This is a genomic window from Streptomyces sp. NPDC033216, assembly GCF_055577115.1.
Window position 1 is genome coordinate 194,177 of sequence record NZ_JBVIQK010000011.1, and the last position, 16,192, is coordinate 210,368.

The 16,192-nt window shown below is 71.6% G+C and carries 16 protein-coding genes; 1 reads left to right on the top strand and 15 read right to left on the bottom strand.

The features are described from left to right. Positions 1-37: 37 nt before the first annotated feature. The 15 genes from hypE to ACZ5Y0_RS21710 form a co-directional block, all read right to left on the bottom strand. Positions 38-1,117: a hydrogenase expression/formation protein HypE gene (hypE, locus tag ACZ5Y0_RS21640; protein WP_469130310.1), complete on the bottom strand. Its 1,080-nt coding sequence runs from the start codon at positions 1,115-1,117 to the stop codon at positions 38-40. Continuing rightward, the gene (gene hypD, locus ACZ5Y0_RS21645; RefSeq protein WP_469130311.1) at positions 1,110-2,234 is read right to left on the bottom strand and encodes a hydrogenase formation protein HypD; all 1,125 of its coding nucleotides are present in this window, start codon (positions 2,232-2,234) and stop codon (positions 1,110-1,112) included. Before hypD ends, hypE begins: the two co-directional genes overlap by 8 nt. Beyond that, positions 2,231-2,551 (bottom strand): HypC/HybG/HupF family hydrogenase formation chaperone, encoded by a 321-nt coding sequence (locus ACZ5Y0_RS21650; protein WP_469130312.1) that lies wholly within the window; start codon positions 2,549-2,551, stop codon positions 2,231-2,233. Before ACZ5Y0_RS21650 ends, hypD begins: the two co-directional genes overlap by 4 nt. Then, positions 2,505-4,937, bottom strand: a complete 2,433-nt coding sequence (gene hypF / locus ACZ5Y0_RS21655) for a carbamoyltransferase HypF (protein WP_469130369.1) — start codon at positions 4,935-4,937, stop codon at positions 2,505-2,507. The genes ACZ5Y0_RS21650 and hypF overlap by 47 nt, the downstream gene beginning before the upstream one ends. Positions 4,938-4,972: 35 nt before the next feature. Beyond that, positions 4,973-5,758, bottom strand: coding sequence for a hydrogenase nickel incorporation protein HypB (gene hypB / locus ACZ5Y0_RS21660; protein ID WP_469130313.1), 786 nt, complete (start codon positions 5,756-5,758; stop codon positions 4,973-4,975). Positions 5,759-5,761: 3 nt separating this feature from the next. After that, positions 5,762-6,157 (bottom strand): hydrogenase maturation nickel metallochaperone HypA, encoded by a 396-nt coding sequence (hypA, locus tag ACZ5Y0_RS21665; RefSeq protein ID WP_469130314.1) that lies wholly within the window; start codon positions 6,155-6,157, stop codon positions 5,762-5,764. Between the two features lie 126 nt (positions 6,158-6,283). Then, positions 6,284-6,388, bottom strand: a complete 105-nt coding sequence (locus ACZ5Y0_RS21670) for a DUF6893 family small protein (RefSeq protein WP_469130315.1) — start codon at positions 6,386-6,388, stop codon at positions 6,284-6,286. 11 nt (positions 6,389-6,399) lie between these two features. Beyond that, positions 6,400-6,945 carry a hydrogenase maturation protease gene (locus ACZ5Y0_RS21675; protein WP_469130316.1) on the bottom strand — a complete coding sequence of 182 codons (546 nt, stop codon included), beginning with the start codon at positions 6,943-6,945 and terminating at the stop codon, positions 6,400-6,402. Further along, positions 6,942-8,375 carry a hypothetical protein gene (locus tag ACZ5Y0_RS21680; RefSeq protein ID WP_469130317.1) on the bottom strand — a complete coding sequence of 478 codons (1,434 nt, stop codon included), beginning with the start codon at positions 8,373-8,375 and terminating at the stop codon, positions 6,942-6,944. Before ACZ5Y0_RS21680 ends, ACZ5Y0_RS21675 begins: the two co-directional genes overlap by 4 nt. Then, positions 8,372-9,064, bottom strand: a complete 693-nt coding sequence (locus ACZ5Y0_RS21685; RefSeq protein WP_469130318.1) for a DUF6084 family protein — start codon at positions 9,062-9,064, stop codon at positions 8,372-8,374. Before ACZ5Y0_RS21685 ends, ACZ5Y0_RS21680 begins: the two co-directional genes overlap by 4 nt. Next, positions 9,061-9,729 (bottom strand): DUF5947 family protein, encoded by a 669-nt coding sequence (locus ACZ5Y0_RS21690; RefSeq protein ID WP_469130319.1) that lies wholly within the window; start codon positions 9,727-9,729, stop codon positions 9,061-9,063. Before ACZ5Y0_RS21690 ends, ACZ5Y0_RS21685 begins: the two co-directional genes overlap by 4 nt. Continuing rightward, positions 9,726-10,262, bottom strand: coding sequence for a hypothetical protein (locus ACZ5Y0_RS21695; RefSeq protein WP_469130320.1), 537 nt, complete (start codon positions 10,260-10,262; stop codon positions 9,726-9,728). The genes ACZ5Y0_RS21690 and ACZ5Y0_RS21695 overlap by 4 nt, the downstream gene beginning before the upstream one ends. Next, positions 10,259-12,043 carry a nickel-dependent hydrogenase large subunit gene (locus ACZ5Y0_RS21700; RefSeq protein ID WP_469130321.1) on the bottom strand — a complete coding sequence of 595 codons (1,785 nt, stop codon included), beginning with the start codon at positions 12,041-12,043 and terminating at the stop codon, positions 10,259-10,261. Before ACZ5Y0_RS21700 ends, ACZ5Y0_RS21695 begins: the two co-directional genes overlap by 4 nt. A gap of 72 nt (positions 12,044-12,115) precedes the next feature. Continuing rightward, positions 12,116-13,204 carry an NADH-quinone oxidoreductase subunit B family protein gene (locus ACZ5Y0_RS21705; RefSeq protein ID WP_469130322.1) on the bottom strand — a complete coding sequence of 363 codons (1,089 nt, stop codon included), beginning with the start codon at positions 13,202-13,204 and terminating at the stop codon, positions 12,116-12,118. 102 nt (positions 13,205-13,306) lie between these two features. Next, the gene (locus ACZ5Y0_RS21710) at positions 13,307-15,025 is read right to left on the bottom strand and encodes an enoyl-CoA hydratase-related protein (RefSeq protein WP_469130323.1); all 1,719 of its coding nucleotides are present in this window, start codon (positions 15,023-15,025) and stop codon (positions 13,307-13,309) included. A 386-nt stretch (positions 15,026-15,411) separates the two neighbouring features. Between ACZ5Y0_RS21710 and ACZ5Y0_RS21715 the strand changes: the two genes are divergently transcribed. Then, a complete protein-coding gene (locus ACZ5Y0_RS21715) occupies positions 15,412-16,077 on the top strand; it encodes a hypothetical protein (RefSeq protein WP_469130324.1) in 666 nt (221 codons plus the stop codon). Positions 16,078-16,192 lie beyond the last annotated feature (115 nt).

Sequence of the window (16,192 nt, forward strand, 5' to 3'; positions counted from 1 at the left end):
CCTTCCCTGCCGGGGAAGCGCCGCGCGAAGCCCCGTGTCAACAGATCCGCGGCAACTGCTCCCCCATCGGCATATCGACCACCCGCGTCCCCCCCAGCCCGGTCCGGGCCACCACCATGCCGGGATGCGTCTCGACGGCCTCGCCGATGATCACGGAGTCCGCGCCCAGAGGGTGGGCCCGCATCGCCTCGAGGACGGCGTCGGCGTGCTCGCGCGGGACGAAGGCCACCAGCTTGCCCTCGTTGGCGACGTACATCGGGTCCAGGCCCAGAATGGCGCAGGCGTTGGCCACGGTCGGCGGGACCGGAATGTCGCGCTCCCGGATGACCACCCCGGTGCCGGAGGCCGCCGCGATCTCGTTGAGCGCGGCCGCCAGGCCCCCTCGGGTGGGATCACGCAGCACGCGCAGGTCCGGGGTGACGGCGAGCATGGCGTCGACCAGGCCGCCGAGCGCCGCACAGTCGCTGTCGATCTCCACGCCGAATTCCAGGCCCTCGCGGACGCTCATGATCGCCACACCGTGCACGCCGATGGCGCCGCTGACGATCACGACGTCGCCGGGGGTGACCCGCTGAGGGCGCAGATCGACGCCCGCCGGGATGAGGCCGATGCCGGCCGTGTTGATGAAGATTCCGTCGCCGTGGCCGGCCTCGACCACCTTGGTGTCGCCGGTCGCCACCTCGACGCCGGCGGTGCGGGCCGCCCCGCCCAGTGCCTCGGCCACTCGGGCGACCACCTCCAGTTCGACGCCCTCTTCCAGGATGAAGCCGCAGGACAGGTAGGCGGCTCGGGCGCCGCTCATGGCGAGGTCGTTGACCGTGCCGTTGACGGCGAGGTCGCCGATGCTGCCGCCGGGGAAGAACAACGGCCGTACCACGAACGAGTCGGTGGAGAAGGCCAACCGGGCGCCGCCCAGGGAGAGAGCGGCGGCATCACCCATCTGGGCGAGCGTCTCACCCCCGTAGGCGGGAGCGAAGACCTGCTGGACCAGTTCGGCGGAGAGAGCACCGCCGCCGCCGTGGCCCATGACCACGCGGGGGCGGTCGCGCAGTGGGGCCGGGCACGTCCAGGCCGCGGGGTCCACCGCCGTCACCGCGGGGCCGGTGTTGTCAGACAACGGAACTCGCCTCCTGGTCCGCGGTGGTCAGGTCCAGGCGCCGGTAGAGGTAGTACGCGGCGCAGGCGCCCTCGCTGGAGACCATGGTGGCCCCCAGGGGGGTGCGGGGCGTGCAGAGGGTTCCGAAGGCCTCGCACTCGTGCGGCTTGAGCAGTCCCTGGAGGACCTCGCCGCTGCGGCACTCGGCCGGTTCACGGGTCTGGATCCCGTCGACCGAGAAGCGGTACTCGGCGTCGTGGTCGCGGTATTTCTCCGCCAGCCGCCAGCCGCTGTCGGGGATCACGCCGATGCCTCGCCAGGCCCGGTCGGTGACCTCGAAGACGTCCTCCAGCATGGCCCGGGCGGCCGGGTTGCCCTCCGGACGGACGGCGCGCGCGTAGGCGTTGTCCACGGTGTGCTCGCCGCGTTCCAGCTGGTGTACGGTCCGGCGCACGCCTTCGAGGATGTCCAGTGGCTCGAAGCCGGTCACGACGATCGGCACGCGGAAGCGTTCGGCCAGGTCCGGGTACTCCCCGACACCCATGACGCTGCACACGTGCCCGGCCGCCAGGAAACCCTGTACACGACACTTCGGCGCCGCCATGATCGCCTCGATGGCGGGCGGCACGCGGACGTGGGAGACCAGCAGGCTGAAGTTCGGGATGCCCAGCCGGCGCGCCTGATGGACGGTCATGGCGTTGGGGGGCGCCGTCGTCTCGAAGCCGATGCCGAAGAACACCACTTCGCGGTCCGGGTTCTGCTGCGCGATCCGCAGGGCGTCCAGCGGCGAGTAGACAACGCGCACGTCGCCGCCTTCCCCGCGTACCTGGAACAGGTCCCGGCCGGTACCCGGCACCCGGAGCATGTCGCCGAAGGAGCAGAAGATCACCTCCGGGCGGGAGGCGATGTGCAGAGCCTTGTCGATGACTTCCAGCGGGGTCACGCAGACCGGGCAGCCCGGCCCGTGGATCAGTTCGACCTCCTCCGGCAGGAGCTGGTCGATGCCGTGGCGGATGATGCTGTGCGTCTGTCCTCCGCAGACCTCCATCAGGGCCCATGGCCGGGTGACCGTGGAGTGGATGTCGTCGAGGAGCCGGCGGGCCAGTTCCGGGTCCTGGAACTCGTCGACGTACTTCATTTCCGCACCTCCTCGACGGTGTCCTCACCCGCGCGCCCGGCGGCCTGTCCCGCTTCCGCGGCCAGTTCCCAGGGGTCGCCGAACTCCTCCTGTAGCAAACCCAGTTCGGCGAAGAGTTCGAGCGTCTGTTTCGCCGACTCCTCGTCCAGGCGTTGCAGGGCGAACCCGACATGGACGATGGCGTACTCGCCGACCCGGAGGTCGGGCAGGTACTCCAGGCACACCTCCTTGACCACGCCGCCGAAGTCGACGGTGGCCATGCGGGTGCCGTCACGTTCCTCGATGTCGAGCACTTTGCCGGGTACCGCCAGGCACATGGGCCTCTCCTTGCTGTGGGTCGGGCGTCGGTCGGTCGGTGGGAGTGGCACGGGCGGCCACCATGAGCTGGCCGAGCGCCAGGCCGCCGTCGCCCGGCGGGACCAGGTGGTGCCGCAGGACCGTGAAGCCGTCCTCGTGCAGGGCGCCGGCGCAGGCCGAGGAGAGCAGGGTGTTGGCGAACACGCCCCCGGTCAGGGCGACGGTGTCCAGTCCGTGACGCTCTCGCGCCCGCGCGCACATCCGGTGCACCAGGTCGGTCACCGCCCGGTGGAAGCGGGCCGCGACCACGGTCGGCTCCAGACCCGCCCGCAGATCGGCGACGATCGCCGCGAGGACGGGTGCCGGGTCGGCCAGCACCGCGCCGCCCCCGTCGGACCGCGGGGTGCGGAGGGCGAAGGCGTACGTGGTGGTGTCCTCGGCGGGCGCGCCCAGTGCGACGCTCTCCAGCCCGACGGCCGCCTGGGCCTCGTATCCGGCCCGATGACACACGCCGGCGAGGGAGGACACGGCGTCGAAGAGCCGGCCCATGCTGGAGGTGGGGACACAGTTCAGGTTCCGCTCCAACTGCCGTCCCAGGACGCGCAGTTCGTCGGGCGGGCAGACGGAGACACAGGGGAGGTCGTCCGACCAGCCGATCCCGGCCGCGCGCAGGTGGGCCAGCGCCATCCGGTACGGCCTGCGCACCGCCGCGTCCCCACCGGGGAGAGGGACGTACGCGAGATGCCCGAACCGGGTGAAGCCGTCGTAGTCCGCGAGCAGGACCTCCCCGCCCCACACGGCCCCGTCGTCACCGTGGCCCGTGCCGTCGAAGGCGACGCCGATCACCGGCCGGGTGCCGTCCAGCCCGTGTTCGGCCATCGCGGCGGCGACGTGGGCGTGATGGTGCTGGACGCGCACGACGGGCCGGCCGGCGGCGTTCCTTTCGGCCCACCGAGCGGAGCGGTAGCCGGGATGCCGGTCGGCGACCAGGGTCTCGGGGCGCACGCCGGTGATGGAGGCCAGTTGTCCCACGGCCCGCTCGAAGGCTCGCTGCGTGCCCAGGTCGTCCATGTCGCCGATGTGCGCGGACAGCCAGGCGCGACGCCCCTCCCCGAGACAGAACGCGTTCTTGAGGTCTCCGCCCGCCGCGAGGGCCGGACGGACGGGCAGCGGAAGGGCGACCGGCAGCGGGGCATAGCCGCGAGCCCGCCGCACCATCAGCGGCTTCCCGTCACTGACGCGGATCACGGAGTCGTCGCAGGGCACATGGATCGGCCGGTCGTGCGTGAGCCAGGCGTCGGCCAGGGGCGCCAGCCGTTCCAGCGCCTCGTCGTCGTCGGTGACGATCGGTTCACCGGCCACGTTGCCGCTGGTCATGACCAGCAGGCGGGGGGCCTCGACGTCACCGGGCAGGCCGAGGAGCAGATGGTGCAGGGGTGTGTACGGCAGCATCACGCCGAGGTCGGGGCTGCCGGGCGCGACGGCCTCGGCCGGCCGCGCGGCCCCTGTCCCGTGGCAGGGTTCCGCGCGGCGGCGCAGCAGCGTGATCGGCCTGGTGCCGCCCTCCAGCAGGCCGCGCTCCTCGGGACTCAGCCGGACGAGGTGCTCGACGTCGTCGACGCTCCTGGCCATGAGGGCGAACGGCTTGTCCCCGCGACCCTTCCGGCGGCGCAGCAGGCCGACGGCTTCGGCGTCGCAGGCGTCGCAGGCGAGGTGGTAGCCGCCCAGGCCCTTCACGGCGAGGATCGCCCCTCGCGCGAGAAGCGCGCGGGCCCCGGCCACCGGGTCCGCCCCGCCGACGTTCTCCGGCCGCCCGCCGGGCGGCTGTCGGGCGACGATCAGCCGCAGACGCGGACCGCAGGCGGGGCAGGCGACCGGTTGCGCGTGGAATCGGCGATCGCCCGGATCGGCGTATTCACGGGTGCAGTCGGAGCACATCGGGAAGCCGGCCATGGTGGTGTTCGTCCGGTCGTAGGGAACACCGGTGACGATCGTGAAGCGCGGTCCGCAGTGGGTGCAGTTGACGAAGGGGTGGCGGTGTCGCCGGTCGGCGGGATCGGCCAGTTCGGCGAGGCAGTCGGCGCAGGTGGCCGTGTCCGGGGAGACGAGGGTGCGGGCCGGCCCGTCGGTGCGGGAGGCGAGGATGGTGAACGCGGCGTCACCCGTGACCGGTAGCTCCTTGTGGTGGACGGACTCCACGCGGGCCAGCGGGGGCGCGTGGAGGGCGATCCGGTCGCAGAACCGGACCACGGCCCAGGCGGTCCCCTCGACCTCGGCGACGACGCCCTCGGGAGTGTTGGTCACATGTCCGGCCAGGGCCAGCTCGGTGGCGAGGCTGTACACGTACGGCCGGAAGCCCACGCCCTGGACCACTCCCCGAACGACGACCCGCCGACGCAGCGGCATGTCGCCCGCGACGGCGATCGAGGGTCGCGGACCGCTCACGAGCGGGTCCGGGCCACGGCGCCCGTGCCGTGCGGACCGACGTGCCCATGGCCGTCGTGGTGATGAGCGGGGTCCTCGACCGGGAGGACGTCCGGCCTGCGGGCCATGACAGGGCGGTGGAGAGGCGCGCCGTCGGCGGCCGCCATCGCCCTGTCGAGCAGGGCGCCGATCGCCTCGCCCCGGCGTGCCGAGGTCAGGAGCACCTCGACTCCCGGATTGACCTGCTCCACGTTCGCGCGGAACGCGCTCTCGTCGAACGCGACGGCCTCGGCGATGTCGGTCTTGGTGACCACGACCAGGTGCGCGAGACCGAAGGCGGTGGGGTACTTCAACGGCTTGTCCTCGCCCTCGGTGACGGAGGCGAGGACGACTCTCAGCGTCTCCCCCAGGTCGTAGGAGGCCGGGCAGACCAGGTTGCCGACGTTCTCCACGAACAGCAGCCGGGTGTCGTCGGGCAGCCAGCCCTCGAGATGGCCGCCGAGCATTCCCGCCTCCAGATGGCACAGCCCGTCGGTGAGCACCTGCTTGACCGGTACACCCGAACGCGCCAGGCGTGTCGCGTCGTTCTCGGTGGCGAGGTCGGCGGTCAGCGCCGCGACCGGGACGGACCGCTCGCGTGCCAGCAGCAGTTCACGTTCCAGCAGCGCGGTCTTCCCGCTGCCGGGGCTGGACAGCAGGTTGACGACGGCGGTGCCGCGAGCCGCGAGGCGGGCGCGCAGGGTGTGCGCGGTCGCGTCGTTCTTGGCGAGTACGGCCTGCTGGAGGTCGACGACACGGCACATGGTTCAGCGCTCCTCAAAGATCGGTTCGCGGGTCTGCGCGTGCGTCCGGCCGTCCTCCCAGTGCACGCTGACGATCTTCAGTTCCCGGCCCGAGAGCAGGTCGGTGCTCGCCCCGTCGCACTCGGGACAGCTCAGCCGGGGTGGCATGCCGACAGCCCACTCGTACGCGCAGGACGCGCAACGGGCCCGCCCCGGCACCGCTTCGGTCACGAGCTCCGCGCCTTCCAGCACCGTTCCGGCGCAGGCCAGTTCGAAGCAGAAGGAGAGGGAGTCCGGCACGATCCCGGCCAGTTCACCCACCTGGAGTCGCACGGACCGCACCGCCGTGACGCCACCGGCCCGGGCGGCGGCCTCCTCCACCTGGTCGATCACGGCGAGCGCGACGGACATCTCGTGCATAGGTCTGTGTCCTCCCAGCCGTCATTAGAGGCGAGGGGGCCGGGTTCGACGGCCAGGCACGCCGCCACCGGCCGGCCGGGTACGCCGTTCGACGCAACCTCGTGACGTACCCGTCCGGGGTCCCGCTCACATGCGGCGGATCCGCAGGTAGCGTCTGATGTCGGGAAGAACCTGTGCGACAAGTGCGACCGCCGCGGCGAGGGCCGCGCCACCGACGAGGGTCTTCTTCATCCCGTCTCTCCTCACTTCGATGCCTTCGTGGCTGTGGCGCGCGCCGCGGGCGGCTCGCCGCCCCGCAGCGTCTTCTCGATGAGCCGTACGGCCTCCGGTACGGCCTCGGACACCGGCAAACTGAGCCCGATGCCCTCCTCCACGGTGGCCGGTTCGCATCCGACGATCAGGATGCGTCGCGGCGGCTCGCCGCCGGTCCCGGCGCAGAGGGTGTCCAGCAACGCCAGGACGGTGTCGGGGGTCATCCGGTGACCGTCGATCGCGGGGACGCCCTGCGACTCGCCCGCGCGAGGGCCGTCGTGCTCGATCAGGTACAGCGTGCCGGGTGCTTCGCCGCGTGCCGTGGCGTCCACGAGGACGAGGGTGTCGTAGCCGTCCAGGAGCTTGTAGGCGAGGTGCACCCCGCGCACGCCGATGTCCACGACCTCGATGTGTCCGGGCAGTCGCCGCTCGGCGAGCCTGCGCGCGGTCTCCACGCCGAATCCGTCGTCCCCGAGGAAGACGTTGCCGATGCCCGCGACGAGGATCCTCGGCCCCGCCTGTGAGGGAAGGCTCACTCGTCGTCCTCCAGCGGTGTGACCTCGTCCGGTCGGAAGTACAGGAAACGGCCCTGCTCCCGGCGGATGTCGGCGCCCGGATCGCCCTCGACCGTCACCGCCAGGTGCACGCCGCCGTCCACGTCGTGCAGCACCGCCTCGACCGTCGCGCCGCACCCTCGCAGGAACAGGTCCTGTGCGTCGGTGCGCCGCAGACCCGGTCGCAGCACCACTCGGCTGCCCGCGCCCAGCGACCGGCCGTCCACGACGACTCGGTCCTGTGCCGGGTCGAAGCCGGCCTCGCTCGCCGGGTCCCACCACGGGGTGTCCGGGCGCGGCACCCCGTACTCGTCCGGGAACCCGTCCGCGGCGGAAGGGGCCGCGGCGGAGCCGGTCACCTCCCGCAGGCTCCGTACCGCGCCGTGCAGGCGTTCCAGAACCTCGGGCGGCATCGAGTCCGCGAGGTCGATCACGGCGGCCGCCCGCTCGTCGGTGCCCCGGGCCTCGCGCTTCTCCACGTCGGTGAGGGCCGCGGTCCGCAAGGCGAGGATCTCGTCGATCTCCGTGGCGTCGTACAGCGCGCCGGGGCTCTCCGGTGCGATGGCCGGGTGGTCCTCCAGGATGATCGGCGAGGACAGCACGAGGTCGGCCCGGCCGGGCTCGCCGGCGAGTACGGGCCAGGTGTGCAGGTTGCGGCAGCCGGCGATCGCGCCCTTGGCCCACTCGGGGGGATCGGTCATCGACAGGAACGATCCGGCGCTGAGGGCCATGAGGAGGTGCGCGGCCACCAGGGAGTGCGGCAGCGCCGCGTCCCGGTCGGCGCCTCGACCCTCAGGGGGTGTCCAGGACGTGGTGTTCTCGACGACGGCGGTCAGCCGCAACGCCCGGTAGGGTCCGTCGACTTCGCGGGCGGACAGGCGCACCGCGCCGCTGATCGCCTGGCACTGCCGGACCAGTCGGCCGACGGTCCGGCCGGCCGCGTCGAGAACCGGTTCGGTGTCCTGACGGGCGGGTCGCTCGAAGGGAAACGTGACGCCGTCCCCCAGCAGCTCCTCCACCGTCGCGACCACCTCGACGCGCTCCTCGGCGCCCTCGTCCCAGGGCACCAGCACCCGGTCCTCCAGGTGGAGTTCGGGAACGGTGTCGTAGCCGCCGTCCGGGCGGAGCCGCTGCACACCACGCCGCCGGGCGTGCAGGAAGCGCAGCTCGACCGACAGGGTCGCGCCCGGCTTCGGTTCCATCAGGCACTCGGTGTGCTGGAAGTCGTGCTCCTCGCACTCGGCGCCCCAGGCGGGCGGTACGAGCACCCCGAACTGCCAGCGCAGCCGGTTCTTGGCCGCCGAGGCCCGGTACGGGTAGAGCACGTAGCCCTCGAAGAGCACGGCGTCGGCCACCTGCCGGGCGACGGCGAACCGCGCCTCGGTCTCGGGAGCGAACGCGGTCACGGTCACGGACGGGTCCTTCCGGTGGTGTTCGTGAGGGCGAGAAAGGGGTCCGTCACCGGCGGGTCCGCGGCGCCGCTCTCGTCGAGCAGTGCCCCCACCGTCGCCTCCCAGGAGGGCAGCGCGCGCCGGGAGCGGTAGGCGAGCAGGGCGTCCATGGTGTCCCGGGGCAGCCGGATCCAGCCGCAGCCGGGGAAGTGCTGCTCGACCATCTCCCGCCATACGGCGACCGGCATCCGGAAGGGCGCCTCGCGGTCCCACGGGACCGGCTCGACCTGGAAGCCGCCCGCGCCGGTGAACGCCGTACCCGAGAACAGCATCAGCAGCGGGACCTCGCCGCCGGTGAGGGCGGCCAGGTAGCGGCTCGCGGCGACGTCCATGTCGTAGGTGCAGGGCACGACGAGGTCGGCTTCGGTCTCCCCGGTGAAACCGGGGACCATGAGCGGGACCTGGGCGAACTGCACGGGTTGGAGGGTGCTGCCCCAGCGCGAGCGCTCGCCGAAGAGATCCGCCAGCCCGTCGGCCTCGGCGGCCTCGTAGCCGCGGCGGGCGGGTTCGATACGGATCTGGCAGCGCAGGGCGAGGGCGTGCACGCGGGCGTTGTCGGCCGCGGTGACGCGCAGCCGGAAGGCGAGGGTCGGCCCGGCGGCGTACCGGTCGGCGCGGACACCGGTGCAGGCGAACGAGAACTCCGTCACGACGCGCTCACCTCCCCCACGGGCCGGGCGCGTCGCGCGACGTCCCCGAAGAACGCCTCCAGGGCGGCGCGTGCTTCGACGCCGCCGTCGAAACCCTGCCACGACAGCCGCATGCGGCCGACCAGTGCGTAGCAGATGTCGATCGGTACGAGGTAGCAGTCGCACCGGCCGTCGGTGCGGCGCACCAGCAACGCCTCCACGTCGGGTTCGAGGAGCTCGGCGAGCGGGCTGCCGCCGAGGACCTCCGTCCACGTGGACGGTTCGAGTTCGCTCTCGGTGGCTCCGGCCGGACTCGGGTAGAGGGCGACCAGCCGGTCCAGTGCCGCGTTGCGGAAGAAGAAGGCGACACCGACCGGGATCCGCAGCGACTCCCACGCGCGGTCGTCGAGGCGGTGGCCGGGGTCGGTGAGGTAGCGGGCCGGGACCGCGCGGAAGCGGCCCGCCGCGGCGCCCGGCTGTTCCATCAGCAGCGCGCAGGGGACACAGGCGCAGGCGAGGGCGCGTCTCTCGGTGTCGACCAGGTGGCGGTGGTCTCCTTCTGGCACCGCCGCCGAACACAGCTCGCACCGTTCCGGCCGTGCCGGACGCTCGGTCAGGAACCGGCGCAGGCCCGGGCTCCGGGGGCCCGGTCCGGGTGGCCGAAGGGGTGCCGGGGCAGCGCTCATGGTGTCTTCGCCTGCGCCGGGCCGGTGCCGATCTGGAGCAGGGCGGGCTCCGCGGGGGCGTCCTGCACGTCGACGGCCCTGACCTCCGGCGCGAAGCAGGCGAGCGCGTCCTCCGCGGCCTGCCGGGCGCCGGCGCCGGTGCCGCAGCCGCACCCTCCGCTCGCCCGCGTCCGCAGCCTCAGGGTGCCGCTCTCCACGTCGAAGCCCACCACTTCCAGGTCGTGGTCGCGGACGCTGTCGAGGGCCCGCGCGATACGGGTGTCCCGGTCCTCGGGGTGAAGGTCGTGCAGGACGAGGAGGCTCGCGACGAGTTCGTCGTCCAGCAGCTTCGCCACCGGCTCCCCGGAAGCGGGCAGCAACTGGAGGATGCGGGCGAGGCCGGAGCCGTAGAAGTCCATGAGGGACCGCACGAGTTCCTCCGCCGCCGCGGCGACCGTGGGATCGCCGGCGCCCGCCAGACGGTCCAGTACGTCCTCGACACGGCGGCAGGTCTGCTCGGCGTTCACGGGGCGCGTCCCCGTCGCCGCGCTCATCCGCCCAGTCCGCTCAGGCCGGTCGGCACGTGCATCTTCTGCACGGTCCGGCCGCCGCCGACGTACATGTGGACGCCGCAGGGCAGGCAGGGGTCGAAACTGCGGACCGCGCGCATGATGTCGATGCCCTTGAAGTTCTCCGGCGTGTTCTCCTCGAAGATCGGGGTGTTCTGCACGGCGTCCTCGTAGGGGCCGGGCGTGCCGAAGGTGTCCCTGGTGCTGGCGTTCCAGGGGGTGGGCGGGTAGGGGTGGTAGTTGGCGATCTTGCCGTCGCGGATCACCATGTGGTGGGAGAGGACGCCTCGTACCGCCTCGGTGAATCCGACGCCGATGCCCTCGTCCGGCACCTCGAACTTCTCCCAGGTCTGGGTGCGTCCGGCCCGGACCTCCTCCAGTCCCTTCTCCGCGAAGTGCAGGGCCATGGCCGCGGTGTAGGCCTGGAAGTAGGTGCGCGCGCGGTTGCGCTCCAGCGCGTTGCTCCACTTCGGGATCTGCCACTCGAAGGTGGCCTCGGGTCTGGTCATGGTGCGGGGCAGGTTGATGACCACGCTGTGGCCGGTGGCCTTCACGTACCCCACGTCGACAAGTCCCGACAGGGCGGTGGACCACAGTCGGGCGATGGGGCCGCCTCCGGTGTCCAGGGCGAGGTGGTCCTTGCCGTCGAACCACCGGGGCGACATGACCCAGCTGTACTTGTCGTCGAAGTTCCGCTTCTGCGGGGCGGGAATGGTGTGCTGGTTCCATGGGTGCCGTGGGTCCACCGGGTTCCCGAGCGGGTCGTGGGTGACGAACTGCTCCTGGCCCTGCCAGTCCTCGTAGTAGGAGCTGCCCAGCAGGATGCGGATACCGAGGTTGATCTCGGTCAGGTCGTTGGTGACGAGTTTGCCGTCCACGACGATGCCGGGCGTGACGAACATCCGCCGGCCCCAGTCCGTCATGTTGGCGTAGGTGAAGTCGCAGTGCTCGGGGTCGTTGAGCGCTCCCCAGCAGCCGAGCAGGACACGCCGGCGGCCCACTTCCTCGTACCCGGGCAGGGCTTCGTAGAAGAAGTCGAACAGGTCGTCGTGCAGGGGCACGACGCGCTTCATGAACTCCACGTACCGCGTCAGCCGGCTGAGGTAGTCGGTGAAGAGCTGCACGGAGGCGATCGTTCCGACGCCGCCCGGATAGAGCGTCGAGGGGTGTACGTGGCGCCCCTCCATGAGGCAGAACATCTCCCGCGTGTAACGGCTGACCTGGAGGGCCTCGCGGTAGAACTCGCCCTCCAGGGGGTTCAGCGACCGCATGATGTCGGCGATCGTGCGGTAGCCGTGGTCCCCGGCGTGCGGTGCCTCGGTGCGCTCGGCCAGTTCGAGGACACCGGGGTTGGTCTCCCTGACCATTTTCTCGCAGTAGTCGACCCCTACCAGGTTCTCCTGGAAGATGTTGTGGTCGAACATGTACTCCGCGGACTCGCCGAGGTTGATGATCCACTCAGCGATGTGCGGGGGTTTCACTCCGTAGGCCATGTTCTGCGCGTACACCGAGCACGTGGCGTGGTTGTCCCCGCAGATCCCGCAGATACGGCTGGTGATGAAGTGGGCGTCGCGGGGGTCCTTGCCGCGCATGAAGACGCTGTAGCCCCGGAAGACCGACGAGGTGCTGTAGCACTCCGCGACCTGCTTCTGCTTGAAGTCGATCTTGGTGTGGATGCCGAGACTGCCCACGATCCTGGTGATCGGGTCCCAGGCCATCTCCACCAGGCCGTCGCCGTCGCCGGCCGCCTTCGTCGTCAGTGCCATCGCTTATGCCGTGCCCTTCGTTGCGCGGGAGGGGTGGGGGTGCACGAATCGGGGATCACTTGCGGCGGGGTCTCACCACGGTGGCCGGTACCCGGTGGTGATCCGGTCCCCGGTGCGACGCCACTTGGGCTCCTTGTCCACGGTCTTGGCCGTGAAGGACCTCAGTTTGCGGACCACGGCCCCGTAGGCCCCGCTCGCCTTGCTCGACACCTTCGCGCCCGGCGGTTCGTCCATGAACGGCATGAACTTGTCGGGGAAGCCGGGCATGGTGCAGGCGATGCAGATGCCGCCGACGTTCGGGCAGCCGCCGATACCGTTCATCCAGCCGCGCTTGGGCACGTTGCACTTCACGACGGGGCCCCAGCAGCCGAGCTTGACCAGGCACTGCGGAGAGTCGTACGTGAGGGCGAACTGGCCCTGCTCGTAATAGCCCGCGCGGTCACAGCCCTCGTGCACGGAGGCCGCGAAGAGCCAGGTCGGACGCAGCTTGTCGTCCAGCGGGATCATCGGGGCGGCGCCGGCCGCCTGGTAGAGCAGATACGTGAGCGTCTCGGCGAAGTTGTCGGGCTGGATCGGACAGCCCGGGACGCACACGATGGGGATACCGGCCTTCGACTTCCAGTCCCAGCCGAGGTAGTCGGGCACGCCCATAGCACCGGTCGGGTTGCCCGCCATGGCGTGGATGCCGCCGTAGGTGGCACAGGTGCCGATGGCGACGACCGCCAGGGCCTTCGGCGCGAGCCGGTCGATCCACTCGCTGGTCGTGATGGGCTGACCGGTCTCCGGGTTGTCCCCGAAGCCGCACCAGTAGCCCTCCGGCTTGATCGCCTCGTTGGGGACGGAGCCCTCGACGACCAGCACGAACGGGTCGATCTCGCCCCGCTCGCCCTTGAAGAACCACTCGATGAACGTGTCCGAGCCACCGACCGGACCGCACTCGAAGTCGATGAGCGGCCAGTGGACGGCGATCTTCGGCAGCCCTGGCAGAACACCGAGTGCGATCTGCTCGATGCTCGGCTGCATGGCCGCTGTCAACGCGACCGAGTCGCCGTCACAGCTCAGCCCCGCGTTGATCCAGAGAATGTGGATCGTGGGTGTCTCGTCGGCGGGCGCGCCTACGGCGTCCGCAGCGACGACCGTGTCCGGCGTCGCCTCAGTCATGGGACCGCCTCCCGGGGAGGTATGGGATGAAGGCCGTCATTTCGACCACCAGCCTTCTTGGTATCAGCGGCTCGGCCGTGATGGGACCCGATCGAGGGCCGTTCAGGTGACGTGAGCGTCCGAAGCGGCCGGACCGGTTCGCGCGACCGCGGCCGGGTTCAGGTGCGGCGGGGTGCGCGTCGGCCGCTCCTTGCGGACGAACGCGCGACGCAGAGCGTGAAACGGAGCGTCCGGATCGTCGAAGGCGCGGCGCATCCGGGCCAGCTCCCGCTCCCGGAAGACGGCCAACGGGGTCACGCTCTCCTGCCGGTCCAGCTCGGTCTTCTTCGCGGTGATCCGTGACGCCGTGGCCGGCAGTGACGCCAGGCGAGCGGCCAGGGAGCCGACCTGTGCCGCGAACTCCTGCGGGCCGCAGTCGACCACCCGGTCGACGAGTCCGAGGGACAGGGCGGCGGCCGAACTCACCGGCAGTGCCTCGCCCATGAGCCGTTCGGCGGTCGCGGCACCCACCCTGCGCGGCAGGGTGTACGTCCAGTACTCGGAGCCGTACAGGCCCATCAACCGGTAGTGCGGGTTCAGCACGGCGCCCGCACGGCACCACACCTCGTCCGCCGCCAGCGCGAGCATCACCCCGCCCGCCGCGGCGTTGCCCCCGACAGCCGACACCACCAGCCGGTCCGTCGTCGTCAGGACCGCCTCGACCAGGTCGTCGATGGCGTTGATGTTCGCCCAGGACTCCGCGCCGGGGCCGTCCGCGGCCTCGATGACATTGAGGTGGATCCCGTTGGAGAAGAAGCCGCGTCCACCGCCCAGCACCAGCACCGACGTGGGTCGCGTGCACGCTTCCCGGTAGGCGTCCAGCAGACGCCGGCACTGCTCCGTGCTCATGGCGCCGCCGGGGAAGGAGAAGGAGAGGAAGCCGACGTCGCCGTCCTCCCGGTAGCGGATGTCCGTCCAGGTGGCCTCGCCGACCTCGGGCAGGGACGGCAGCCGGCCGCCGAGGGCCGAGACGGCGGGCAGCTTGTACGTCGGCGGCTGCCCGGGGAGCCGCCGGGGCCGCAGCTCCGGGATCCACACGGCGCCGTCCCTGGTGGCCCGGCAGACCGCTCCGGCCCGCGTGGCCAGGAGTTCGCCGGGGCGGCCGCGCAACACGCTCTCGGGATGACCTCCGTGCAGGTACCACTCACCGCCGAGCAGCACGTCGAGCACACCGGGCTGCGAGTCCGCCGCTCTCAGCTTGCGCAGGACGTCCGCGGTGGAGTCCTCGGCCCAGTCGATCCGCCGGACGGTCTGGTCGAGGTACGGACGCGGGCGCAGGCGGGCGTCGGCCGTGCGTGCCGCCTCCTGCTTGCGCGGTACGTGGGTTCCCCCGGCGAAGCGCTCCACCGCGAGCATCACGGCTTCGAGCGCGGCGTCGGCGATCTCGCCCCGGTACAGCTCGCTCTTGGACACCGGAGGGACCCGGCACGGTACGCAGGCCCACACGTCACCGGCGTCCATCTCGCCATCGGCCTGCAGCACGGTGACGCCCCACTGGTCGACGCCCTCGTGGATCGCCCAGTCCAGGGAGGACGGTCCGCGGTCGCCCACGGGCCCCGGATGGACGACGAGGCACGTGTGCGCCGTCCACACCTCCTCGGGAATCGCCGTCTTCAGCATCGGCGCCACGATGAGCTGGGGTGCGTGCCGTCGCACGGCTTCCGGCAACGGGCGGCCGGGCAGGACGAGTTCCACCGCCACGCTGTGGCCGCGGTCGCGCAGTTCGGCGTGGACGCGCTGGGTGAGGCTGTTGAACGCGCTGGCTACGAGCAGGATGTGCACGGCTGCCTCCGGGCGGACGAACGGCCGGCAGCGATGGCCGCCGACCGCGATCCTCGGCCATGACGGGCCACCGTCACCGGCGACAGACGGCGAGGTCATCCGAAAGCAGGTGCCGATCCGCCGTCCGGCCTCACCGGCCGTCGCCCGCGGCGGCGCCGACGACCGGGCCCACCGAGCGGGCCGTCGGGCGTGATCACCGGTACCGCCCGGCGGTGAGCCTCCCCCACCGGGCCGCGCACCGTCCGCCGTGGCGGGAAATCCACGCTCGCCTGTTACCGCCCCGCCACGGAGCGAGTTCGCCCTTCCACCCCACGGGGAGTCGTGTGAAACTGGCGCCCCCTGTCCGCATCGTGGACCCCGTCCGCACCGTCCCCCGAAAGCGCGCCGTGCGTTCTCTCCCTCTGCCGCTCGCCCTCACCGCGCGACTGACCCCGGTGATCGTGCTCGCCTGCGCGGGCTGGGCGCTGTCGTCCGGTCCGCTCGAACCCGACAAGGACGTCGCGGCCGAGGACACGCGGAAACCTCTCTCCGAGGCCTCCGCGCCGTCCGCCGAGGCGGTGACGAAGACGTACGGCGCCGCGCCCGCGCCGTGCACGAGTGTGGCCGCGAAGACCGTGGGTTCGCTGGTGCCGGCCGCCAGGACGGCCGGCAAGGAGATCCCGTCGACGGACACCTCCCTGCGCCGTACCTGCTCCTGGAACGCGCTGAAGGGGTACGACTACCGCTGGCTGGACGTCTCCTTCGAGTTGCTGGAGTCCGACCAGGCCGCCGCGACGTCGTACAAGGACCGCACCACGGAGAAGGGCGGCGGCGGGGCCGTTCCGGGGCTGGGGGACGAGGGCTACTCGGTGGTGAACCTGATCACGGAGGACAAGCAGCAGACCCGTGAGGGCACCGTGATCGCGCGGGTGGCGAACGCGCTTGTCGTCGTCACCTACAACGGCAGCGACTTCGAGTCGAAGAAGGCTCCCGGCACGGACGAGATCAACAGGGGTGCGATCAAGGCGGCGAAGGAAGCGGTTGCTTCACTGAGGGCCGCGGCGGTGAACTGAGGCGAAGGAGCCGGAACAGGGCGGCGGAGGGTTCTTCCGCCCGCCCGCCGCCCTGCCCGTCCTTCCTTCTTCCTGTGTCACGCGCCCTGCGTGCGCGCGTCCTGCATCGAGCGCC